We start from the raw sequence: 20,458 nt of genomic DNA, 5'->3' as shown, positions 1-20,458 counted from the left end.
GCAGACGATCAGGAGATAGACGTGATCCAGCAGGAGTCGCGACTGCGCGTCGCCGACAACACGGGTGCGAAGGAAATTCTCACCATTCGTGTTCTCGGTGGCTCGGGTCGCCGCTACGCGGGTATCGGTGACGTCATCGTCGCCACCGTCAAGGACGCGATCCCCGGTGGCAACGTGAAGAAGGGTGACGTCGTCAAGGCCGTCATCGTTCGCACCGTCAAGGAGCGTCGTCGTCAGGATGGCTCGTACATCCGCTTCGACGAGAACGCCGCCGTCATTCTGAAGAACGACGGCGACCCCCGCGGCACCCGCATCTTCGGCCCGGTGGGCCGGGAGCTGCGCGAGAAGAAGTTCATGAAGATCATCTCGCTCGCGCCGGAGGTGCTGTAAGCATGAAGATCAAGAAGGGCGACCTGGTTCAGGTCATCACCGGTAAGGACAAGGGCAAGCAGGGCAAGGTCATCGTGGCCTACCCCGCTCAGGACCGCGTCCTCGTCGAGGGTGTCAACCGGGTCAAGAAGCACACCAAGGCCGGTCAGACGGCTCGCGGTTCGCAGACGGGTGGCATTGTCACCACCGAGGCCCCGATCCACGTCAGCAACGTTCAGCTGGTTGTGGAGAAGGACGGCAACAAGGTTGTCACCCGCGTCGGCTACCGCTTTGACGACGAGGGCAACAAGATCCGCGTTGCCAAGCGGACCGGTGAGGACATCTGATGACTGCCACCACTGCGCCGCGTCTCAAGACGCGCTACCGCGAGGAAATCGCCGGCAAGCTGCGTGAGGAGTTCTCGTACGAGAACGTCATGCAGGTTCCCGGTCTGGTCAAGATCGTGGTCAACATGGGTGTGGGCGACGCCGCCCGCGACTCCAAGCTGATCGACGGTGCCGTCAAGGACCTCACCACGATCACCGGCCAGAAGCCGGCCGTCACGAAGGCCCGCAAGTCCATCGCGCAGTTCAAGCTGCGCGAGGGCCAGCCGATCGGCTGCCACGTCACCCTCCGCGGTGACCGGATGTGGGAGTTCCTGGACCGTACGCTGTCGCTCGCGCTTCCGCGTATCCGTGACTTCCGTGGCCTGTCGCCGAAGCAGTTCGACGGCCGTGGCAACTACACCTTCGGTCTCACGGAGCAGGTCATGTTCCACGAGATCGACCAGGACAAGATCGACCGGGTCCGGGGCATGGACATCACCGTGGTCACCACGGCGACCAACGACGACGAGGGTCGTGCCCTCCTTCGTCACCTCGGCTTCCCGTTCAAGGAGAACTGACCGTGGCGAAGAAGGCTCTGATCGCTAAGGCCGCCCGTAAGCCGAAGTTCGGCGTTCGCGGGTACACCCGCTGCCAGCGCTGCGGCCGGCCCCACTCCGTCTACCGCAAGTTCGGCCTGTGCCGCGTGTGCCTTCGTGAGATGGCTCACCGTGGCGAGCTGCCGGGCGTGACCAAGAGCTCCTGGTAACTCCCCTCTGCCCTCGGGCAAGGGAAGTTCCGGAGACTCTCGGTAAGCATCTGGGTCGGCAGGAGCCCGTCCTTTCATGCCGTAGGCTTGAAGGGTTGGGCGCCTGCCGCCCAAGACCGACTTACTACGCCGTAGGTCCCCGCACCGCACCCGTCCCGCCACTGAGTGGGGAGAGGGATGGCGCATACAGGAAACCCCGGCGAGAGAGGCCGAAGGCCAACTCATGACCATGACTGATCCCATCGCAGACATGCTCACGCGTCTGCGTAACGCGAACTCGGCATATCACGACGATGTCTCGATGCCGCACAGCAAGATCAAGTCGCACATCGCGGAGATCCTCCAGCAGGAGGGCTTCATCACCGGCTGGAAGGTCGAGGACGCCGAGGTCGGCAAGAACCTCGTCCTCGAGCTGAAGTTCGGCCCGAACCGCGAGCGCTCGATCGCCGGCATCAAGCGGATTTCGAAGCCGGGTCTGCGTGTATACGCAAAGTCCACCAACCTGCCGAAGGTCCTCGGCGGCCTGGGCGTGGCGATCATCTCCACGTCCCACGGTCTCCTGACCGGCCAGCAGGCAGGCAAGAAGGGCGTAGGTGGGGAAGTCCTCGCCTACGTCTGGTAGTCGGGAAAGGAAGGAAAGCTCATGTCGCGAATCGGCAAGCTCCCCATCCAGGTTCCCGCCGGTGTGGACGTCACCATCGATGGCCGTACGGTCGCCGTGAAGGGCCCCAAGGGTTCCCTCACGCACACCGTTGCCGCGCCGATCGAGGTCTCCAAGGGTGAGGACGGCGTGCTCAACGTCTCCCGCCCGAACGACGAGCGTCAGAACAAGGCCCTCCACGGCCTGTCCCGCACGCTGGTGGCGAACATGATCACCGGCGTGACCGCGGGTTACTCCAAGGCGCTCGAGATCAGCGGTGTCGGTTACCGCGTCCAGGCGAAGGGCTCCAACCTGGAGTTCGCCCTGGGCTACAGCCACCCGATCCTCATCGAGGCTCCGGAAGGCATCACCTTCAAGGTCGAGTCGCCCACGAAGCTCAGCGTCGAGGGCATCGACAAGCAGAAGGTCGGCGAGGTAGCCGCCAACATCCGCAAGCTGCGGAAGCCCGACCCGTACAAGGCCAAGGGCGTCAAGTACGCGGGCGAGGTCATCCGCCGCAAGGTCGGAAAGGCTGGTAAGTAGCCATGGCATACGGTGTGAAGATCGCCAAGGGCGACGCATACAAGCGTGCCGCCCTCAAGCGCCGCCACATCCGCGTCCGCAAGCACATCTCCGGTTCGCCGGAGCGTCCTCGCTTGGTCGTGACGCGTTCCAACCGCCACATCGTGGCCCAGGTCATCGACGACATCGCGGGCCACACGCTCGCGTCGGCGTCGACCCTGGACACCTCGATCCGTGGTGGCGAGGGTGACAAGAGCGCCCAGGCCCAGCAGGTCGGCGCCCTGGTCGCCGAGCGCGCCAAGGCCGCAGGCGTCGAGGCCGTCGTGTTTGACCGCGGTGGTAACCAGTACGCCGGGCGGATTGCCGCTCTGGCTGACGCCGCCCGTGAAGCCGGGCTGAAGTTCTAAGCCCCGGTTCCTACGCACAGCGGACGTAACAGAGAGAGGTAAATCCAATGGCTGGACCCCAGCGCCGCGGAAGCGGTGCCGGTGGCGGCGAGCGGCGGGACCGGAAGGGCCGTGACGGTGGCGCCAGCGCCGCCGAGAAGACCGCGTACGTCGAGCGCGTCGTCGCGATCAACCGCGTCGCCAAGGTTGTGAAGGGTGGTCGTCGCTTCAGCTTCACCGCGCTGGTCGTGGTGGGCGATGGTGACGGCACCGTCGGTGTCGGATACGGCAAGGCCAAGGAAGTTCCCGCGGCCATCGCCAAGGGTGTCGAAGAGGCCAAGAAGAACTTCTTCAAGGTCCCGCGCATCCAGGGCACCATCCCTCACCCGATCACGGGCGAGAAGGCTGCGGGCGTCGTCCTGCTCAAGCCGGCTTCCCCCGGTACCGGTGTTATCGCCGGTGGCCCGGTGCGTGCCGTGCTCGAGTGCGCCGGCGTTCACGACATCCTGTCGAAGTCGCTTGGCTCGTCCAACGCGATCAACATCGTGCACGCGACCGTGGCGGCCCTCCAGGGCCTGCAGCGTCCCGAGGAGATCGCGGCCCGCCGCGGTCTGCCCCTCGAGGACGTCGCCCCCGCGGCTCTGCTTCGTGCACGTGCGGGAGCGGGTGCGTAATGGCTCGCCTCAAGATCACGCAGACGAAGTCGTACATCGGCAGCAAGCAGAACCACCGCGACACCCTGCGTTCGCTCGGGCTCAAGCGCCTGAACGACTCGGTTGTCAAGGAGGACCGCCCCGAGTTCCGCGGAATGGTGCACACCGTCCGCCACCTCGTGACGGTTGAGGAGGTTGACTGACATGGCGGAGAACAGCCCGCTGAAGGCCCACAACCTCCGGCCTGCCCCGGGCGCCAAGACCGCCAAGACCCGTGTGGGTCGTGGTGAGGCGTCCAAGGGTAAGACCGCAGGCCGTGGTACCAAGGGTACGAAGGCCCGTTACCAGGTTCCGGAGCGCTTCGAGGGTGGCCAGATGCCCCTCCACATGCGTCTCCCGAAGCTCAAGGGCTTCAAGAACCCGTTCCGCACGGAGTACCAGGTCGTGAACCTGGACAAGCTCGCGACGCTCTACCCCGAGGGTGGAGAGGTCACGGTGGCCGACCTGGTCGCCAAGGGCGCTGTGCGCAACAACCACCTCGTCAAGGTCCTCGGACAGGGCGAGATCTCCGTGGCGCTGCAGGTTTCGGTTGACGCCGTCTCCGGCTCCGCCAAGGAGAAGATCACCGCCGCCGGCGGTACGGTCACCGAGCTCGTCTGAGCCGCGGGACAGAACTGGGCCTGGCCGGCCGCCTCTTCGGAGGTGGCCGGCCAGGCTTTTCCGCTTTTACGGCGCTGTACGGGAACCGTAAAGGCTCGGGAAAGGTTGAACGGGTGTCCACCGCACCGGCGGTGGGGGAGCCCGAGGTCGTTCACGTCCCAAATGGTGTGGCTTGGCCGGTCTTTCACGGCCCGGGGCGGGGAGCGGGCGTTGCACCGGTGTGCGGCGCGTGTTTCCTGCTCAGTCCCGGGCCGGGTAGGGTGGCGCCGTTAATCTTTTGTGGCCTCCTTACGATGTAGGGCTGCCTTGTATCCGATCCCATCCAGTCCCATCCAGACCCGTCGCCTCTGACGCATAGCGCGGGGGTCGCAGGAGGCACCGTGTTCACCGCGTTCGCCCGAGCGTTCAAGACGCCCGACCTGCGCAAGAAGCTGCTCTTCACGCTCGGCATCATCGTGATCTACCGGCTCGGGGCGCATGTCCCGGCCCCCGGAGTCGACTACGCGAAGGTGCAGCAGTGCATCGACCAGGCCGACTCGGGTGGCCTCCTCGGTCTGATGCAGATGTTCAGCGGTGGCGCCCTGTTGCAGATCACCATCTTCGCGCTCGGCATCATGCCGTACATCACGGCCAGCATCATTCTCCAGCTGCTGACCGTCGTGATCCCGCGCCTGGAAGCCCTGAAGAAGGAGGGGCAGTCCGGCACGGCGAAGATCACGCAGTACACGCGTTATCTGACGGTCGCGCTGGCCATCCTCCAGGGCACCGGCCTCGTCGCCACCGCCCGTAGCGGTGCGCTCTTCCAGAACTGCTCCGTGGGCGACCAGATCGTCGCGAACAAGTCGATCTTCACCACGGTCATCATGGTTCTCACGATGACCGCCGGTACGGCCGCCGTGATGTGGCTCGGTGAGCTCATCACCGACCGCGGCATCGGCAACGGCATGTCGATCCTCATGTTCATCTCGATCGCCGCCACGTTCCCCGGCGCCCTGTGGGCCATCAAGGAGAGCGGCAAGCTGGCCGACGGATGGATCGAGTTCGGCACCGTCATCCTCATCGGCTTCGTGATGGTCGGCCTCGTTGTCTTCGTCGAGCAGGCCCAGCGCCGTATCCCGGTGCAGTACGCGAAGCGCATGATCGGACGCCGGTCCTACGGCGGTACGTCCACGTACATCCCGCTGAAGGTGAACCAGGCCGGTGTGATTCCGGTCATCTTCGCCTCGTCGCTGCTCTACATCCCGGCGCTGATCGTCCAGTTCTCCAACTCCCAGGCGGGCTGGGCGACCTGGATCACGGACAACTTCGTGACCGGTGACCACCCGTACTACATCGCGACGTACTTCGTACTCATCGTGTTCTTCGCCTTCTTCTACGTGGCCATTTCGTTCAACCCCGACGAAGTCGCCGACAACATGAAGAAGTATGGTGGCTTCATCCCGGGTATCCGGGCAGGTCGACCTACTGCCGAGTATCTGAGCTACGTGCTCAACAGGATCACTTGGCCGGGCTCGCTGTACCTGGGCCTGATCGCTCTGGTGCCGACGATGGCGTTGGCAGGCTTCGGCGGTGCGAACCAGAACTTCCCGTTCGGCGGGACGAGCATCCTCATCATCGTGGGTGTGGGTCTGGAAACCGTGAAGCAGATCGAGAGTCAGCTCCAGCAGCGCAATTACGAAGGGTTCCTCCGCTGATGCGAATCGTCCTCGTCGGGCCTCCGGGCGCCGGCAAGGGAACGCAGGCTGCGTACCTTGCCGACAACCTGTCGATTCCGCACATCGCCACGGGCGACCTCTTCCGCGCCAACATCAGCCAGGGCACCGACCTTGGCAAGCAGGCCCGCGCCTACATGGACGCAGGGCAGCTGGTGCCGGACGAGGTCACCATCGGGATGGCCAAGGACCGCATGGCCCAGCCGGACGCCGCGAACGGCTTCCTGCTGGACGGCTTCCCGCGGAACGTGGGCCAGGCCGAAGCCCTTGACGTGATGCTCAAGGACGAGGGCGTGAAGCTGGACGCGGTCCTCGATCTGGAGGTCCCCGAGGACGAGGTCGTGAAGCGGATCGCGGGTCGCCGTGTCTGCCGCAACGACAGCGCGCACGTCTTCCACCTGACGTACAACCGGCCGAAGACCGAGGGCGTCTGCGACGTCTGCGGCGGCGAGCTGTACCAGCGGGACGACGACAGCGAGGAGACGGTCCGCACTCGGCTGGAGGTCTACCACACGCAGACCGAGCCGATCATCGACTACTACCGGGCCCAGGGCCTCGTGGTGACCATCTCCGCGCTGGGCAAGGTCGCGGATGTGACCGCCCGCGCCATGGAGGCGCTCAAGGCCTCCGACAAGGCCTGAGCCTCACCCCCGTACCACACGCGTAGTGCAAGCCGGCCGCGGCGCCTCAGGGCGCCGCGGCCGACTGCTTGCGCCCGTATCGTTGAACACGCCGAGCCGTATCCGTCACCGTCGATGCAGAGAGGCGCCGAGCAATGGTGCAGATCAAGACCCCCGAGCAGATCGCGAAGATGCGCGAGGCGGGCCTGGTGGTCGCTGCCATTCACGCCGCCACCCGGGAGGCGGCCGTGCCCGGGGCCACCACGCGGGACCTGGACCAGGTCGCGCGCAAGGTGATCGCCGACCACGGGGCGAAGTCGAACTTCCTCGGGTACGGCGGGTTCCCCGCGACCATCTGCACCTCGGTCAACGAGGTCGTCGTCCACGGCATCCCGGACGAGAAGACCGTCCTCAAGGACGGCGACATCATCTCGATCGACGCCGGCGCGATCGTGGACGGCTGGCACGGTGACGCGGCCTACACGGCCTTCGTGGGCACCGGTCACGCTCCGGAGCTGATCGAGCTCTCCCGGGTGACCGAGGAGTCGATGTGGGCCGGGATCGCCGCGATGAAGGTGAACAACCGCCTCGTCGACATCTCCAAGGCGATCGAGTCCTACATCCGCCGCCAGCCCCGCCCGGCGACCGGCAAGTACGGAATCATCGAGGACTTCGGCGGCCACGGCATCGGCACCGAGATGCACATGGACCCGCACCTGCTGAACTACGTCTCCCGCAAGCGCGGCAAGGGCATCAAGCTGGTCCCGGGCGTCTGCCTGGCGATCGAGCCCATGGTCTCGCTGGGCACGGCGCACACGGAGACCCTGAGCGACGACTGGACGGTCATCACGACGGACGGCACCTGGTCCTCGCACTGGGAGCACTCCATCGCGCTGACCGAGCAGGGGCCGCTGGTCTTGACCGCCCCGGACTGCGGCCGGGCGAAGCTCGCGGAGTACGGCGTGGAAGCGGCGCCCGACCCCCTCGGGTGATGCAACCCTTCCGGCAGGTCTAAGGATCACCGGCAGTGGGCAAACTTGACGGATTCGTCTTTTGGAGTCCGCTGACGTAGACTGACTCGTCGGCTCTCGTGCATCAGTGTGTCCGCATATGGCGCACGGATGAAGCAAGAGCCGATCAAGGTAGCCGATTCGAAAGGCGAAGCGTGGCCAAGAAGCAAGGTGCCATCGAGATTGAGGGCACCGTGATCGAGTCCCTCCCGAACGCAATGTTCAAGGTGGAGCTCCAGAACGGTCACAAGGTCCTGGCGCACATCAGCGGCAAGATGCGGATGCACTACATCCGTATCCTCCCGGATGACCGGGTCGTGGTGGAGCTCTCTCCGTACGACCTGACGCGTGGCCGGATCGTCTACCGCTACAAGTAGATCTTGCCCGCACCCCGTTTCGGCGGGTGATGGCACTGACCCGGAGAACCTGACATCCCATGAAGGTCAAGCCGAGCGTCAAGAAGATCTGCGACAAGTGCAAGGTGATCCGCCGTCACGGTCGGGTCATGGTCATCTGCGACAACCTGCGCCACAAGCAGCGCCAGGGCTGACGCACGACCGCCTGCATCTCGCAGTTCTTCGCGCGACGCACGTAATACGTACATACGCAGAGCCCGTCCAAGCCACGGCTGACGACACCTCCGGCGGGGGCCGGGGACCCGGACGTACCACTGCTCCTCAGGAGCGGTCGGCGGTCGGGAGTGGCACTGCGGAAGACCCCCGATCTAACAACTGGAGCCATTGAATGGCACGCGTTTCAGGTGTTGACATCCCGCGCGAAAAGCGCGTGGAGGTTGCCCTCACCTACGTCTTCGGTATCGGGCGCACCCGGTCCAAGGAGATCCTCGCCTCCACCGGCGTGAACCCGAACACCCGCGTTCGCGACCTGGCCGAGGAAGACCTCGTCAAGATCCGCGAGCACGTGGACGCCAACCTTCGCACCGAGGGTGACCTCCGCCGTGAGGTCCAGGCGAACATCCGCCGCAAGGTCGAGATCGGCTGCTACCAGGGCATCCGCCACCGTCGTGGCCTGCCCGTCCACGGTCAGCGCACCAGCACGAACGCGCGTACCCGCAAGGGCCCGCGTCGCGCCATCGCCGGTAAGAAGAAGCCGGGCAAGAAGTAGTCCTCAGCGGACGCACTGCGGACCTCCGGCTCTCCGGAACCCGCAGCAACCAGCGGTCTTCGCTGTAGGACCGATCACCTCCCCTCTCCATCTGGAGTCAAGACATGCCCCCCAAGGGTCGTCAGGGCGCAGCCAAGAAGGTGCGTCGCAAGGAAAAGAAGAACGTCGCTCACGGCCACGCGCACATCAAGAGCACGTTCAACAACACCATCGTCTCGATCACGGACCCCTCGGGCAACGTGATCTCCTGGGCCTCCGCCGGCCACGTCGGCTTCAAGGGCTCGCGCAAGTCCACCCCCTTCGCCGCGCAGATGGCCGCCGAGTCGGCCGCCCGCCGCGCGCAGGAGCACGGCATGCGCAAGGTCGACGTCTTCGTCAAGGGTCCCGGCTCCGGCCGTGAGACCGCGATCCGCTCGCTCCAGGCCACCGGCCTGGAGGTCGGTTCGATCCAGGACGTCACCCCGACGCCGCACAACGGCTGCCGTCCGCCGAAGCGTCGTCGCGTCTGACCCGCTACGGCCGGTGACGGCCGTGCGTCAGTAGCGCCGGGTCCGGGCGGTACACCTCTTACGGGGCGTACCGCCCGTACCCTTGTTACATCTGTCGGGCATCAAATAGTGGGTGCCCACGACTGAAGGATCACCGCATGCTTATCGCTCAGCGTCCGTCGCTGACCGAAGAGGTCGTCGACGAGTTCCGCTCCCGGTTCGTGATCGAGCCGCTGGAGCCGGGCTTCGGTTACACCCTCGGCAACTCCCTCCGCCGCACCCTCCTCTCCTCGATCCCCGGTGCCGCTGTCACCAGCATCCGGATCGACGGTGTCCTGCACGAGTTCACCACCGTGCCGGGCGTCAAGGAGGACGTGACCGACCTCATCCTCAACATCAAGCAGCTGGTCGTCTCCTCGGAGCACGACGAGCCCGTCGTGATGTACCTGCGCAAGCAGGGCCCGGGTCTGGTCACCGCCGCCGACATCGCGCCCCCGGCCGGTGTCGAGGTGCACAACCCCGACCTCGTTCTCGCCACGCTCAACGGCAAGGGCAAGCTGGAGATGGAGCTGACCGTCGAGCGCGGTCGCGGCTACGTCTCCGCCGTCCAGAACAAGCAGGTCGGCCAGGAGATCGGCCGTATCCCGGTCGACTCCATCTACTCGCCGGTGCTCAAGGTCACGTACAAGGTCGAGGCGACCCGTGTCGAGCAGCGCACCGACTTCGACAAGCTGATCGTCGACGTCGAGACCAAGCAGGCCATGCGTCCCCGTGACGCCATGGCGTCGGCCGGTAAGACCCTGGTCGAGCTGTTCGGTCTGGCGCGCGAGCTCAACATCGACGCCGAGGGCATCGACATGGGCCCGTCCCCGACGGACGCCGCGCTCGCCGCCGATCTCGCCCTGCCGATCGAGGAGCTGGAGCTCACCGTTCGGTCGTACAACTGCCTCAAGCGCGAGGGCATCCACTCCGTGGGTGAGCTCGTGGCCCGTTCCGAGGCGGACCTGCTCGACATCCGCAACTTCGGTGCGAAGTCGATCGACGAGGTCAAGGCGAAGCTGGCCGGTATGGGCCTCGCGCTCAAGGACTCGCCTCCCGGCTTCGACCCGACCGCCGCGGCGGACGCCTTCGGGGCGGACGACGACGCGGATGCGGGTTTCGTGGAGACCGAGCAGTACTGAGTCGCCTCCCGGCTGGGGGTGCCTGGATTTGAGGGTGCCCCCGGGCCGGGGCTGAGGCTTTGTCCTCAATCGCCGGACGGGCTTGAATTTGGCTGATGTCCGGCGTGAACGTCGGATGGGCTTGAATTTGGCTGATGTCCGGCGTGAACGTCGGATGGGCTTGAATTTGGCTGATGTCCGGCGTGAACGTCGGATGGGCTTGAATTTGGCTGATGTCCGGCGTGAACGGTCGGGCGGGCTGAATTTGGCTGATGTCCGGCGCGAACGTCGGGCAGGCTTGTACGCCGCCCGGCACGTATGACTTCCGTGAGGCGTCCGCCTCGCGGGAACTGACATCGGTACCTGATACGGCCGGTGCAGCACACAAGGAGAATCACCATGCCGCGTCCCGCAAAGGGTGCCCGTCTGGGCGGCAGCGCCGCGCACGAGCGTCTGCTTCTCGCCAACCTGGCGAAGTCGCTGTTCGAGCACGGCCGCATCACGACGACCGAGGCCAAGGCCCGTCGCCTGCGTCCGGTCGCCGAGCGCCTCGTCACCAAGGCGAAGAAGGGCGACATCCACAACCGTCGCCTGGTGCTCCAGACGATCACGGACAAGAGCATCGTCCACACGCTCTTCACCGAGATCGCTCCCCGGTACGAGAACCGCCCCGGTGGTTACACCCGTATCACCAAGATCGGCAACCGTCGTGGCGACAACGCCCCGATGGCGGTCATCGAGCTGGTCGAGGCGCTGACCGTGGCCCAGCAGGCCACCGGTGAGGCCGAGGCCGCGACGAAGCGTGCGGTCAAGGAAGACGCCCTCAAGAAGGACGAGGCCCCCGCGGCCGAGTCCGTCGAGGACGCCAAGCCGGCCGACGACGCGGAGTCCAAGGACGCCTGAGCGTTCTAGCGACCACGGGACGGGCCCGCATCACCCTTCGGGGCGGTGCGGGCCCGTTTCGCTGACCAGGGTGTGGAGAGGGAGACGCGGTGAGTGACGAGGCTGAGCCCGGGTTCGTACGGGTACGACTCGACCTGTCCTACGACGGCAAGGACTTCTCCGGCTGGGCGAAGCAGACCAGCCGGCGCACGGTGCAGGGCGAGATCGAGGACGCGCTGCGGACCGTGACCCGATCGGCGGTGACGTACGACCTGACGGTGGCGGGCCGCACGGACGCCGGGGTGCACGCGCGCGGCCAGGTGGCCCATGTGGATCTGCCGGAGGCGGTCTGGGGCGAGCATGAAGAGAAGCTGCTGAGGCGGCTGGCGGGGCGGCTGCCGCTGGATGTACGGATCTGGCGCGCGGCTTCCGCTCCGGCGGGGTTCAACGCCCGTTTCTCCGCGCTGTGGCGGCGGTACGCGTACCGCGTCGGCGACCGGCCCGGTGGCGTCGATCCGCTGACGCGCGGTCATGTGCTGTGGCACGACCGGCCGTTGGACGTGGACGCGATGAACGAGGCGGCCGCGCTGATGGTCGGCGAGCACGACTTCGCCGCGTACTGCAAGAAGCGCGAGGGCGCGACGACCATCCGTACGCTGCAGAAGCTGAGCTGGGTACGGGACCCGGCGTCGGGCGTCCTCACGGCGACCGTGCAGGCGGACGCGTTCTGCCACAACATGGTGCGGGCCCTGATCGGGGCGGCGTTGTTCGTCGGCGACGGGCGGCGGCCTGCCTCCTGGCCCGCCGAGGTGCTCGCCGCGAAGGTGCGCGACCCCGGGGTGCACGTGGTGCGGCCGCATGGGCTGACGCTGGAGGAAGTGGCGTATCCGGCGGACGACTTGCTGGCGGCCCGGGCCGAAGAGGCCCGGAACGTACGGACGTTGCCGGGGGCGGGCTGCTGCTGACCGCTGGTGTGCGGTGAACTCCCGGGCGGGGCCCGGGAGTCCGGTGTGTTCCGTCAGTCGTTGGGCTCTGCGACGGCCTGGGAGGCCTGGAGCTGGCCGCGGCGGTGGATCTGGCGGAAGGCGAAGTTCGTCAGGTCCTTGCTGACCGCGTAGACGTCCTTGTCGGCGGTGGTGACCCGCTTGCCGTTCAGGAAGCCGCCGACGCTGAAGTAGGCGTAGCGGCCGTAGGAGTTGGCGGTGCGCAGGCAGACCGTGCCGCCCCGGCAGAAGGTGTCGACGCCTCCGCCGCTGAGGGAGGCGAGGCCGCCCGAGGCCTGGTCGGCGGTCTTCTTCGCGCGGGCCTCCGTCTCGAAGACGGCGATGCCGACCGTGACGGCCACCCCGTCCTTGCGGTAGGTGGCCCGGATGAGCTGGGTGCAGCCGTTGTTCGTGAGGATCGAGCCGAGGGCGCCCTGGGTGCCCGTCGCGCAGTTCGCGGCGCTGCTCGTCGCGCCCTTGAGGTGGACGCGGTCGCCCATCGTGAGCTTCTTGCCGGGGAAGAACCCGTCGACGGTGACCGGCGCCTTGTCCTTCTTGGCGCTCGATATGAAGTCCTTGGGGTCCGGCGGGGGCGGCGGTGCGACCGAGGAGAAGGAGGGCTCGGGCGCCGAGGTGTCCTCGGGGAGTTCGGCGGGTGCGGGCAGTTGGCTCGCGTTCTTGTCCGCCTTGCCGTTGCCGCCGCCGTTCGATGTGACCACGGCCGTGGTCACGATCGCGCCGATCGCCACGGTGGCCAGCACGCCACCGCCGATCATCAGCAGTTTCTTCCGGCGGGCGCGCGCGGCGGACTCGTCCGCCAGCGCCGCCCAGTCCGGAGTCCCGTCGCCCCCGGGCCCCCAGGAGGCCCCCCCTTGCCCAAAGCTCATGCGCGCAGTTTAGGGCTATCGGTAAACCGGTTGGGTCAGAGCTTCGCGGACCGTGACAATGCTCTGTATGGGACATCTCGAAGCGGGCCACCTGGAGTACTACCTACCGGACGGGCGGGTGCTGCTCGGTGACGCCTCGTTCCGGGTGGCCGACGGGGCCGTCGTCGCGCTCGTCGGGGCGAACGGCGCCGGCAAGACGACCCTGCTGCGCCTGCTGGCCGGTGAGCTCCAGCCGCACGGCGGCACGGTGTCGGTGAGCGGTGGGCTCGGCGTGATGCCGCAGTTCGTGGGCTCGGTGCGGGACGAGCGGACCGTGCGCGACCTGCTGGTGTCGGTGTCGCAGCCGAGGATCAGGGAGGCCGCGAAGGCCGTCGACGCGGCTGAGGAACGCATTCTCACCGTCGACGACGAGGCCGCGCAGATGGCGTACGCGCAGGCGCTCAGCGACTGGGCGGAGGCGCGCGGGTACGAGGCCGAGACCGTCTGGGACATGTGCACCATGGCCGCGCTGGGCGTCCCGTACGAGAAGGCGCAGTGGCGCGAGGTGCGCACGCTCAGCGGCGGTGAGCAGAAGCGGCTGGTGCTGGAGGCGCTGCTGCGCGGGCCCGACGAGGTCCTGCTGCTCGACGAGCCGGACAACTATCTGGACGTGCCGGGCAAGCGGTGGCTGGAGGAGAAGCTGAAGGAGACCCGTAAGACGGTCCTCTTCGTCTCCCACGACCGGGAGCTGCTCTCCCGGGCCGCCGAGAAGATCGTCAGCGTCGAGCCGAGCCCGGCGGGCAGTGATGTGTGGGTGCACGGCGGCGGCTTCGCCACGTACCACGACGCGCGCAAGGAGCGGTTCGCCCGCTTCGAGGAGTTGCTGCGGCGCTGGCAGGAGGAGCACGCCCGGCTGAAGGCGCTCGTCCTGCGGATGCGGCAGCAGGCGGCGAACAGCCCCGACATGGCGAACCGCTACCACGCGATGCAGACCCGCTTCAAGAAGTTCGAGGAGGCGGGCCCGCCGCCGGAGCCGCCGCGTGAGCAGGACATCAAGATGCGGCTGCGCGGCGGGCGGACCGGGGTGCGGGCGGTGACCTGCAAGGGCCTGGAGCTGACCGGGCTGATGAAGCCGTTCGACCTGGAGATCTATTACGGGGAGCGGGTCGCGGTCCTCGGCTCCAACGGGTCGGGCAAGTCGCACTTCCTGCGGCTGCTGGCGGGGGAGCCGGTGGCGCACACGGGGGAGTGGAAGCTCGGGGCGCGGGTGGTGCCGGGGCACTTCGCCCAGACGCACGCGCATCCGGAGCTGCTCGGCAAGACGCTGGTGGAGATCCTCTGGTCCGAGCACGCCAAGGACCGGGGCGGGGCGATGTCGGTGCTGCGGCGCTATGAGCTGGAGCGGCAGGGGGACCAGGACTTCGAGCGGCTGTCGGGTGGGCAGCAGGCGCGGTTCCAGATCCTGCTGCTGGAGCTGGCCGGTACGACGGCGCTGCTGCTGGACGAGCCGACGGACAACCTGGACCTGGAGTCGGCGGAGGCGCTGCAGGACGGGCTGGAGGTGTACGACGGGACGGTGCTGGCCGTCACGCACGACCGGTGGTTCGCGAAGAGCTTCGACCGGTATCTGGTGTTCGGGTCGGACGGGGTCGTGCGGGAGACGGTGGAGCCGGTGTGGGATGAGCGGAGGGTTCAGCGGGTGCGGTGAGCTTGGTGGTCGGCGGGGTGGGGTGCGGGTGGGTGTGGGCGTGGTGCGGGTGCGGGGTGCCGTGCGGCGCCGTTGCGGGGGCGCTGCCCCCGGGCCCCGCGCCTCAAACGCCGGCGGGGCTGAGAACGGTCGCCTCAAACGCCGGCGGGGCTGGGTGGGTGCGGCGGGGCTGGAAGGTGGCGCGTACTTCGGCCCCCGGGCTGGAAGGGCGGGGTCGTTTTGACCCGGCCGGGGGCTCCCCGGTAGGGTTCAGGTTTGTTATACGTATTGGCTTCGTCGTTCTCACGCGAAGGGCCTTACGTAGGTTCCCTGGAGCAGTTACCAGTGGCTCGCATACGGGCAGCGTCCCCGGCATTGTGAGCCCCAGCTGCATGATCGCTTCAGAGGTGCCGTGTGTCTGGATCCCATCCACTGAAGAAGCGAAGGCTGCGAAGTGCGTACGTACAGCCCCAAGCCCGGCGATGTCACGCGCCAGTGGCACATCATTGACGCTCAGGACATCGTCCTGGGCCGTCTGGCCACCACGGCTGCGAACCTCCTCCGAGGCAAGCACAAGGCGATCTACGCCCCCCACATGGACATGGGCGACTTCGTCATCATCATCAACGCCGACAAGGTTCACCTGTCCGGCAACAAGAAGACCCAGAAGATGGCTTACCGCCACTCGGGCTTCCCGGGCGGTCTCCGTTCGGTGCGCTACGACGAGCTCCTCTCGAAGAACCCCGAGAAGGCCGTCGAGAAGGCCATCAAGGGCATGATCCCCAAGAACACCCTGGGCCGTCAGATGCTCTCGAAGCTCAAGGTCTACGCGGGCGACCAGCACCCGCACGCTGCTCAGCAGCCGGTCCCGTTCGAGATCACCCAGGTCGCGCAGTAGTTCCGGCCACCCCCTAAGACATACAGAAAGATCTGAGGAGAATCGTGGCCGAGACCACTGTTGAGACCCCCGTCGAGGGCACCGAGGGCGAGGAGACCTTCGCCGAGGTGACCACCTTCGAGTCCGAGGTCCCCGTCGAGGGTGAGTACACCTCCGAGTCGCTCGCGGGCCGCTTCGGCGACCCGCAGCCCGCGGCCGGCCTTGGCCGTCGCAAGAACGCCATCGCCCGCGTCCGGATCATCCCGGGCACCGGCAAGTGGAAGATCAACGGTCGCACCCTTGAGGACTACTTCCCCAACAAGGTGCACCAGCAGGAAGTCAACGAGCCCTTCAAGGTTCTCGAGCTCGACGGTCGCTACGACGTCGTGGCCCGCATCTCGGGTGGTGGCGTCTCCGGTCAGGCCGGCGCCCTGCGTCTCGGTGTGGCCCGCTCGCTGAACGAGGCGGACGTGGACAACAACCGCGCCACGCTGAAGAAGGCCGGCTTCCTCTCCCGCGACGACCGTGCGGTCGAGCGCAAGAAGGCCGGTCTCAAGAAGGCCCGTAAGGCCCCGCAGTACAGCAAGCGCTAAATATCGCCTGCTCGACTGTCACGTTCGCCCCGGCGGCACGCTCTGTGCTGCTGGGGCGTTCGTTTATCAGCGCTCGCGGGCGTATAACGGCATAAGACGTTCATCGGCCCGCACGGGACCGCGACCCGGTGAGCGCTGTCGCGCATCCCGCAGGTCGGGCGCGCCATGCCGCCCGACGTGCCTTTTTGCGGTTTTTCGTCGCTTTTGTTGTGTGGTTGCAGTTCGTTTGCTGTGCAGTGGTTTGTGGTTTCGGAGCACTTCGGAGGACACCAGTGGGACGACTCTTCGGTACGGACGGAGTACGCGGTGTCGCCAACGCCGATCTGACGGCCGAGCTCGCGCTCGGCCTCTCGGTCGCGGCGGCGCACGTCATCGCCGAGGCGGGCACCTCCGCGGGCCATCGCCCGACCGCCGTGGTCGGACGTGATCCGCGGGCATCCGGAGAGTTCCTGGAGGCCGCCGTCGTGGCGGGCCTGGCCAGCGCCGGTGTGAACGTGCTGCGCGTCGGCGTGCTGCCGACGCCCGCCGTCGCGTATCTGACCGGCTCGCTCGGCGCGGACATCGGCGTGATGCTCTCCGCCAGTCACAACGCGATGCCCGACAACGGCGTCAAGTTCTTCGCGCGCGGCGGCCACAAGCTCGCCGACGAGCTGGAGGACCGGATCGAGACGGTCTACGAGCAGCACCGCACCGGTGCGCCGTGGAACCGCCCGACCGGCGCCGGCGTGGGCCGGGTCACCGACTACTCGGAGGGCTTCGACCGTTACGTCGCCCACCTCATCGGCGTCCTGCCCAACCGGCTCGACGGCCTCAAGGTCGTCCTGGACGAGGCGCACGGCGCCGCCGCCCGGGTCTCGCCCGAGGCGTTCGCGCGGGCCGGGGCCGAGGTCGTCACCATCGGGGCCGACCCGGACGGTCTGAACATCAACGACGGCTGCGGCTCCACCCACCTGGAGCTGCTGCGCGCCGCCGTCGTCGAGCACGGGGCCGACCTCGGCATCGCGCACGACGGCGACGCCGACCGCTGCCTCGCCGTGGACGCGGCGGGCGAGGAGATCGACGGCGACCAGATCCTCGCTGTGCTGGCCCTCGCGATGCGGGACGCCGGTCAGCTGCGCAAGGACACCGTCGTCGGCACCGTGATGTCGAACCTCGGCTTCAAGCTGGCCATGGAGCGCGAGGGCATCCGGCTCGTCCAGACGGCGGTCGGCGACCGGTACGTCCTGGAGTCGATGAAGGCCGAGGGCTTCGCGCTCGGCGGCGAGCAGTCCGGGCACGTCATCGTCCTGGACCACGCCACGACCGGCGACGGCACGCTGACCGGTCTGATGCTGGCGGCCCGCGTCGCCGCCACCGGCCGGAGCCTCACCGAGCTGGCCGGGGTCATGCAGCGTCTGCCGCAGGTCCTCATCAACGTTCCCGACGTCGACAAGTCCCGGGTGGAGACCTCGTCCGAGCTGGCCACCGCGGTCGTCGAGGCGGAGCGCGAGCTCGGCGAGACCGGGCGCGTACTGCTGCGGCAGTCGGGTACGGAGCCGCTGGTGCGGGTCATGGTCGAGGCCGCCGACATCGAGCAGGCCCGGGCCGTCGCCGGCCGGCTGGCCGATGTGGTGAAGTCCGCGCTGGGGTGAAGCCCCGACCCGTACGCGTACGGAGTGCCTGAGCCGTACGCGTACGGGTGGCCTGAGCCGTGCGCGTACGGAGTGCCTGAGTCGTACGCGTACGGGAGCGGGCGGCCCTGTACGCGCACCGCGCACCCGGCCACCCGCCGCTCAGGCGCGGTACGCCCGTACGAACACCGTGACGCCGTCCGCGATCCAGGCCGCCCGCTCGTCCGCGTCGACGGCCGACGCGGGCGGGCCCGGGGTGGCCGAGACGAGCCGGGAGAAGTGGGCCGCGGCGCGGTCGGCGTCGGCGATGTGCAGCAGCCCGGCCCCGGCCCACCGGCGGAGGACGGCGGCCAGCTCCGCCCGGACCCGGCACGTTGCTGATGGTCCTGGCCGGGCTGCTCGTACGGTCCACCGGTCGTACGGGAGCGGTCACGCCCCCACCGAGGCCCCCGGCGTCGTCGCCGGGGGCTTCTGCGTACGCCGGATTTTCCACAGGGCCTTCTGGAACAGCAGCGTCAGCGTGCCGGCGAGGACGATCCCGCCGAGGTTGGCCAGCAACTGCTGCCCGGAGCCGACGGTCTGCCGGTAGTCCGCGTAACTGAACGCGACGGCCGCGTTGGCGGCGGCCGGGACCGTCGTCACCGAGATCGCCACGCCGATCAGCGCCCCGGACTTCGCGGAGGTGAGCGAGAGCGTCCCGGCGATGCCGGCGAGGAACGCCACGATGAACGACATCCAGTCCGGCTGCCAGATGAACCCGGTGATCGGCCGCTCCGCCTCGATCATCGACTTCTCGAACAGGCCGACGGCGTCCAGCAGCCAGGCGAATCCGGCCGTGACGGTCATCGCCAGCGCGAACCCGCCGACCAGCGCCCACAGCGACCGCGCCACCAGACGCGGGGCGCGCTGCACCAGGGCCGTGGAGATTCCGGCCAGCGGGCCGAACTCCGGGCCGACCGCCATCGCGCCCACGATCAGCACCGCGTTGTCGAGCATCACCCCGCAGGCGGCGAGCATGGTGGCGAGGGCGAGGAAGGAGACGTAGGTGATGGAGAACGTCGACTCCTCGTCGGTCGCCTCCGTCAGCTCCTCCCACAGCACCGCGTCGGCACTGTCGCCCGGGGCCTCGTGCTCGGCCTTCTCGGCGTGCGAGGACAGGGTGAGGTCCAGGTGCTCGACGCTGATCGCCCCGGACTCGTCGATGCCGAGCCGGCGCAGCGCCCGGATCAGCTCGTCGCCCGCCTCGCGCGCCACGTCGCACATGACCACGTCCCCGGCGGGGGAGCGGGCGGCGCCCGGCAGGACGACGAGGTGAGCGGTGCCGACGGTGGACTCCAGGAGGGCGACGACCTCGTCGGTGGTGTCGGCGGGCACGATCAGACGCAGGTGCAGCACGCGGCAGCCGGCCTTCCGGTTCTCGCAGCGGGTCAGAGCTTGCGCAGGGACAGCCTCTGGACCTTGTGGTCCGGCCCCTTGCGGAGCACCAGGGTGGCACGGCCGCGCGTCGGAGCCACGTTTTCCAGCAGGTTCGGCTTGTTGATGGTCCGCCACATGGTGCGCGCGTAGTCCAGCGCCTCCTCCTCGGAGACCTGGGTGTACTTGCGGAAGTACGAGGACGGGTCCTGGAACGCCGTGGCGCGCAGCTTGCGGAAGCGGTTCAGATACCAGGTCTCGATGTCCTCGGCGCGCGCGTCCACGTACACGCTGAAGTCGAAGTAGTCGGCGAGCCCGACCCTGGTGCGGCCGTCGCTGCCGGGCAGCGCGGGCTGCAGGACGTTGAGGCCCTCGACGATGAGGATGTCCGGGCGGCGCACGGTGAGCCGCTCGCCGGGGACGATGTCGTAGATCAGGTGCGAGTAGACGGGCGCGGTCACCTCGTCCTTGCCCGCCTTGATGTCGGCGACGAAACGGGTCAGGGCGCGCCGGTCGTAGGACTCCGGGAACCCTTTGCGCGAGGTCAGCCCGCGCGCCTGGAGCTCCTTCATCGGCAGCAGGAACCCGTCGGTGGTCACCAGCTCGACCCGCGGGTGCTCCGGCCAGCGGGCCAGCAGCGCCTGGAGGATACGGGCGCTGGTGGACTTGCCGACGGCGACACTGCCCGCGACCCCTATGACGAACGGGGTGCCGCGCTGCGCCCCGTGCCCGTTCCCGGCGTCCCCGAGAAAGGTGTTCAGCGCGCCGCGTAGCCCGGAGGTGGCCTGGACGTACAGGTTGAGCAGCCGGGAGAGCGGCAGATAGACGTCCCGCACCTCGTCCAGGTCGATGACGTCCCCGAGCCCCCGCAGCCGCTCCACCTCGTCGGCGGTCAACGGCAGCGGGGTCTTGTCCCGCAGCGCGCTCCACTCGTCGCGCGAGAGGTCGACGTAGGGGGTCGGCGCATGCTCGGTGCGACGGTGGGGGCTCCGTGCGGGCGAAGTGATCACCCTTCATTGTTGCGGGAGTTTTAACGGAGTGGGGGGTGGGGTCGGTCACGTGGGTGTCGGGGCGGCGCCGGCCGCGCCCCGGATACGGCCGCGGGCCCGG

The 20,458-nt window shown here is 67.9% G+C and carries 27 protein-coding genes; 24 read left to right on the top strand and 3 right to left on the bottom strand.

The genetic code is table 11. The features are described from left to right. Positions 1-21: 21 nt before the first annotated feature. The 20 genes from rplN to truA all read left to right on the top strand — a co-directional run bounded on the left by rplN (position 22) and on the right by truA (position 12,284). Positions 22-390, top strand: a complete 369-nt coding sequence (rplN, locus tag G3I54_RS17240) for a 50S ribosomal protein L14 (RefSeq protein WP_003966950.1) — start codon at positions 22-24, stop codon at positions 388-390. A 2-nt stretch (positions 391-392) separates the two neighbouring features. Next, positions 393-716: a 50S ribosomal protein L24 gene (gene rplX, locus G3I54_RS17235; RefSeq protein WP_003966949.1), complete on the top strand. Its 324-nt coding sequence runs from the start codon at positions 393-395 to the stop codon at positions 714-716. Further along, positions 716-1,273 (top strand): 50S ribosomal protein L5, encoded by a 558-nt coding sequence (gene rplE / locus G3I54_RS17230; RefSeq protein ID WP_003966948.1) that lies wholly within the window; start codon positions 716-718, stop codon positions 1,271-1,273. The genes rplX and rplE overlap by 1 nt, the downstream gene beginning before the upstream one ends. A 2-nt stretch (positions 1,274-1,275) precedes the next feature. Next, positions 1,276-1,461, top strand: a complete 186-nt coding sequence (locus tag G3I54_RS17225; protein ID WP_003948630.1) for a type Z 30S ribosomal protein S14 — start codon at positions 1,276-1,278, stop codon at positions 1,459-1,461. 223 nt (positions 1,462-1,684) lie between these two features. Then, positions 1,685-2,083, top strand: a complete 399-nt coding sequence (rpsH, locus tag G3I54_RS17215) for a 30S ribosomal protein S8 (protein WP_007446728.1) — start codon at positions 1,685-1,687, stop codon at positions 2,081-2,083. 21 nt (positions 2,084-2,104) lie between these two features. Then, positions 2,105-2,644 (top strand): 50S ribosomal protein L6, encoded by a 540-nt coding sequence (rplF, locus tag G3I54_RS17210; protein WP_007446727.1) that lies wholly within the window; start codon positions 2,105-2,107, stop codon positions 2,642-2,644. A 2-nt stretch (positions 2,645-2,646) separates the two neighbouring features. Further along, positions 2,647-3,030: a 50S ribosomal protein L18 gene (rplR, locus tag G3I54_RS17205; RefSeq protein WP_015610732.1), complete on the top strand. Its 384-nt coding sequence runs from the start codon at positions 2,647-2,649 to the stop codon at positions 3,028-3,030. Positions 3,031-3,077: 47 nt separating this feature from the next. After that, positions 3,078-3,683, top strand: a complete 606-nt coding sequence (gene rpsE, locus G3I54_RS17200) for a 30S ribosomal protein S5 (RefSeq protein WP_003966944.1) — start codon at positions 3,078-3,080, stop codon at positions 3,681-3,683. Beyond that, positions 3,683-3,865 carry a 50S ribosomal protein L30 gene (rpmD, locus tag G3I54_RS17195; RefSeq protein WP_003966943.1) on the top strand — a complete coding sequence of 61 codons (183 nt, stop codon included), beginning with the start codon at positions 3,683-3,685 and terminating at the stop codon, positions 3,863-3,865. The genes rpsE and rpmD overlap by 1 nt, the downstream gene beginning before the upstream one ends. 1 nt (position 3,866) lies before the next feature. Next, positions 3,867-4,322, top strand: coding sequence for a 50S ribosomal protein L15 (rplO, locus tag G3I54_RS17190; RefSeq protein WP_003966942.1), 456 nt, complete (start codon positions 3,867-3,869; stop codon positions 4,320-4,322). A 380-nt stretch (positions 4,323-4,702) separates the two neighbouring features. Then, positions 4,703-6,016, top strand: coding sequence for a preprotein translocase subunit SecY (secY, locus tag G3I54_RS17185; protein WP_164615694.1), 1,314 nt, complete (start codon positions 4,703-4,705; stop codon positions 6,014-6,016). Further along, a complete protein-coding gene (locus tag G3I54_RS17180) occupies positions 6,016-6,675 on the top strand; it encodes an adenylate kinase (protein ID WP_164615692.1) in 660 nt (219 codons plus the stop codon). The genes secY and G3I54_RS17180 overlap by 1 nt, the downstream gene beginning before the upstream one ends. Before the next feature lie 134 nt (positions 6,676-6,809). Further along, positions 6,810-7,646, top strand: coding sequence for a type I methionyl aminopeptidase (gene map / locus G3I54_RS17175; RefSeq protein WP_164615690.1), 837 nt, complete (start codon positions 6,810-6,812; stop codon positions 7,644-7,646). A gap of 173 nt (positions 7,647-7,819) precedes the next feature. Continuing rightward, positions 7,820-8,041, top strand: a complete 222-nt coding sequence (gene infA / locus G3I54_RS17170; protein ID WP_003956442.1) for a translation initiation factor IF-1 — start codon at positions 7,820-7,822, stop codon at positions 8,039-8,041. Between the two features lie 59 nt (positions 8,042-8,100). Beyond that, positions 8,101-8,214 carry a 50S ribosomal protein L36 gene (rpmJ, locus tag G3I54_RS17165; protein WP_003956441.1) on the top strand — a complete coding sequence of 38 codons (114 nt, stop codon included), beginning with the start codon at positions 8,101-8,103 and terminating at the stop codon, positions 8,212-8,214. 194 nt (positions 8,215-8,408) lie between these two features. Then, a complete protein-coding gene (gene rpsM / locus G3I54_RS17160; protein ID WP_003966938.1) occupies positions 8,409-8,789 on the top strand; it encodes a 30S ribosomal protein S13 in 381 nt (126 codons plus the stop codon). A gap of 104 nt (positions 8,790-8,893) precedes the next feature. Next, complete coding sequence (gene rpsK / locus G3I54_RS17155) at positions 8,894-9,298, top strand: 30S ribosomal protein S11 (protein WP_003956432.1); 405 nt, start codon at positions 8,894-8,896, stop codon at positions 9,296-9,298. 137 nt (positions 9,299-9,435) lie between these two features. After that, the gene (locus G3I54_RS17150) at positions 9,436-10,458 is read left to right on the top strand and encodes a DNA-directed RNA polymerase subunit alpha (protein WP_003966937.1); all 1,023 of its coding nucleotides are present in this window, start codon (positions 9,436-9,438) and stop codon (positions 10,456-10,458) included. A 378-nt stretch (positions 10,459-10,836) separates the two neighbouring features. Then, a complete protein-coding gene (gene rplQ, locus G3I54_RS17145; RefSeq protein WP_018960210.1) occupies positions 10,837-11,340 on the top strand; it encodes a 50S ribosomal protein L17 in 504 nt (167 codons plus the stop codon). A gap of 89 nt (positions 11,341-11,429) precedes the next feature. Further along, entirely contained in the window at positions 11,430-12,284 is an 855-nt protein-coding gene (gene truA / locus G3I54_RS17140; protein ID WP_164615688.1) for a tRNA pseudouridine(38-40) synthase TruA, read from the top strand. 53 nt (positions 12,285-12,337) lie between these two features. Here the strand turns inward: truA and G3I54_RS17135 are convergent, their stop codons facing one another. Continuing rightward, a complete protein-coding gene (locus tag G3I54_RS17135) occupies positions 12,338-13,189 on the bottom strand; it encodes a hypothetical protein (protein ID WP_164615686.1) in 852 nt (283 codons plus the stop codon). A 67-nt stretch (positions 13,190-13,256) separates the two neighbouring features. On the opposite strand from G3I54_RS17135, the gene G3I54_RS17130 reads away from it, so the two are divergent. The 4 genes from G3I54_RS17130 (at position 13,257) to glmM (ending at position 17,956) form a co-directional block, all read left to right on the top strand. Beyond that, the gene (locus G3I54_RS17130) at positions 13,257-14,876 is read left to right on the top strand and encodes an ATP-binding cassette domain-containing protein (RefSeq protein ID WP_164615684.1); all 1,620 of its coding nucleotides are present in this window, start codon (positions 13,257-13,259) and stop codon (positions 14,874-14,876) included. Positions 14,877-15,309: 433 nt separating this feature from the next. Next, the gene (gene rplM, locus G3I54_RS17125) at positions 15,310-15,753 is read left to right on the top strand and encodes a 50S ribosomal protein L13 (protein WP_018960214.1); all 444 of its coding nucleotides are present in this window, start codon (positions 15,310-15,312) and stop codon (positions 15,751-15,753) included. Positions 15,754-15,797: 44 nt separating this feature from the next. Beyond that, a complete protein-coding gene (gene rpsI / locus G3I54_RS17120) occupies positions 15,798-16,325 on the top strand; it encodes a 30S ribosomal protein S9 (protein WP_007453146.1) in 528 nt (175 codons plus the stop codon). Between the two features lie 272 nt (positions 16,326-16,597). Continuing rightward, positions 16,598-17,956: a phosphoglucosamine mutase gene (glmM, locus tag G3I54_RS17115; protein WP_164615683.1), complete on the top strand. Its 1,359-nt coding sequence runs from the start codon at positions 16,598-16,600 to the stop codon at positions 17,954-17,956. A 408-nt stretch (positions 17,957-18,364) separates the two neighbouring features. Here the strand turns inward: glmM and G3I54_RS17105 are convergent, their stop codons facing one another. Both G3I54_RS17105 and coaA read right to left on the bottom strand, forming a co-directional pair. Beyond that, positions 18,365-19,330 (bottom strand): DUF389 domain-containing protein, encoded by a 966-nt coding sequence (locus tag G3I54_RS17105; RefSeq protein WP_164615681.1) that lies wholly within the window; start codon positions 19,328-19,330, stop codon positions 18,365-18,367. A 32-nt stretch (positions 19,331-19,362) separates the two neighbouring features. Continuing rightward, entirely contained in the window at positions 19,363-20,358 is a 996-nt protein-coding gene (coaA, locus tag G3I54_RS17100; protein ID WP_164615680.1) for a type I pantothenate kinase, read from the bottom strand. Positions 20,359-20,458: the final 100 nt, after the last annotated feature.

It is taken from the genome of Streptomyces sp. SID14515 (assembly GCF_010548505.1).
GTDB classification, from domain to species: domain Bacteria; phylum Actinomycetota; class Actinomycetes; order Streptomycetales; family Streptomycetaceae; genus Streptomyces; species Streptomyces caviscabies.
Note: the sequence above shows the minus strand (reverse complement) of the source record. Positions and strands in the feature narration are given on the sequence as shown.

Bases quoted from the DNA above. Each gene is read 5' to 3' on its own strand.
- rplX (WP_003966949.1), top strand. From the start codon at position 393: ATGAAGATCAAGAAGGGCGACCTGGTTCAGGTCATCACCGGTAAGGAC.
- rplE (WP_003966948.1), top strand. From the start codon at position 716: ATGACTGCCACCACTGCGCCGCGTCTCAAGACGCGCTACCGCGAGGAA.
- rpsH (WP_007446728.1), top strand. From the start codon at position 1,685: ATGACCATGACTGATCCCATCGCAGACATGCTCACGCGTCTGCGTAAC.
- rplF (WP_007446727.1), top strand. From the start codon at position 2,105: ATGTCGCGAATCGGCAAGCTCCCCATCCAGGTTCCCGCCGGTGTGGAC.
- rplR (WP_015610732.1), top strand. From the start codon at position 2,647: ATGGCATACGGTGTGAAGATCGCCAAGGGCGACGCATACAAGCGTGCC.
- rpsE (WP_003966944.1), top strand. From the start codon at position 3,078: ATGGCTGGACCCCAGCGCCGCGGAAGCGGTGCCGGTGGCGGCGAGCGG.
- rpmD (WP_003966943.1), top strand. From the start codon at position 3,683: ATGGCTCGCCTCAAGATCACGCAGACGAAGTCGTACATCGGCAGCAAG.
- rplO (WP_003966942.1), top strand. From the start codon at position 3,867: ATGGCGGAGAACAGCCCGCTGAAGGCCCACAACCTCCGGCCTGCCCCG.
- G3I54_RS17180 (WP_164615692.1), top strand. From the start codon at position 6,016: ATGCGAATCGTCCTCGTCGGGCCTCCGGGCGCCGGCAAGGGAACGCAG.
- map (WP_164615690.1), top strand. From the start codon at position 6,810: ATGGTGCAGATCAAGACCCCCGAGCAGATCGCGAAGATGCGCGAGGCG.
- rpmJ (WP_003956441.1), top strand. From the start codon at position 8,101: ATGAAGGTCAAGCCGAGCGTCAAGAAGATCTGCGACAAGTGCAAGGTG.
- rpsM (WP_003966938.1), top strand. From the start codon at position 8,409: ATGGCACGCGTTTCAGGTGTTGACATCCCGCGCGAAAAGCGCGTGGAG.
- rpsK (WP_003956432.1), top strand. From the start codon at position 8,894: ATGCCCCCCAAGGGTCGTCAGGGCGCAGCCAAGAAGGTGCGTCGCAAG.
- G3I54_RS17150 (WP_003966937.1), top strand. From the start codon at position 9,436: ATGCTTATCGCTCAGCGTCCGTCGCTGACCGAAGAGGTCGTCGACGAG.
- rplQ (WP_018960210.1), top strand. From the start codon at position 10,837: ATGCCGCGTCCCGCAAAGGGTGCCCGTCTGGGCGGCAGCGCCGCGCAC.
- G3I54_RS17135 (WP_164615686.1), bottom strand. From the start codon at position 13,189: ATGAGCTTTGGGCAAGGGGGGGCCTCCTGGGGGCCCGGGGGCGACGGG.
- G3I54_RS17130 (WP_164615684.1), top strand. From the start codon at position 13,257: ATGGGACATCTCGAAGCGGGCCACCTGGAGTACTACCTACCGGACGGG.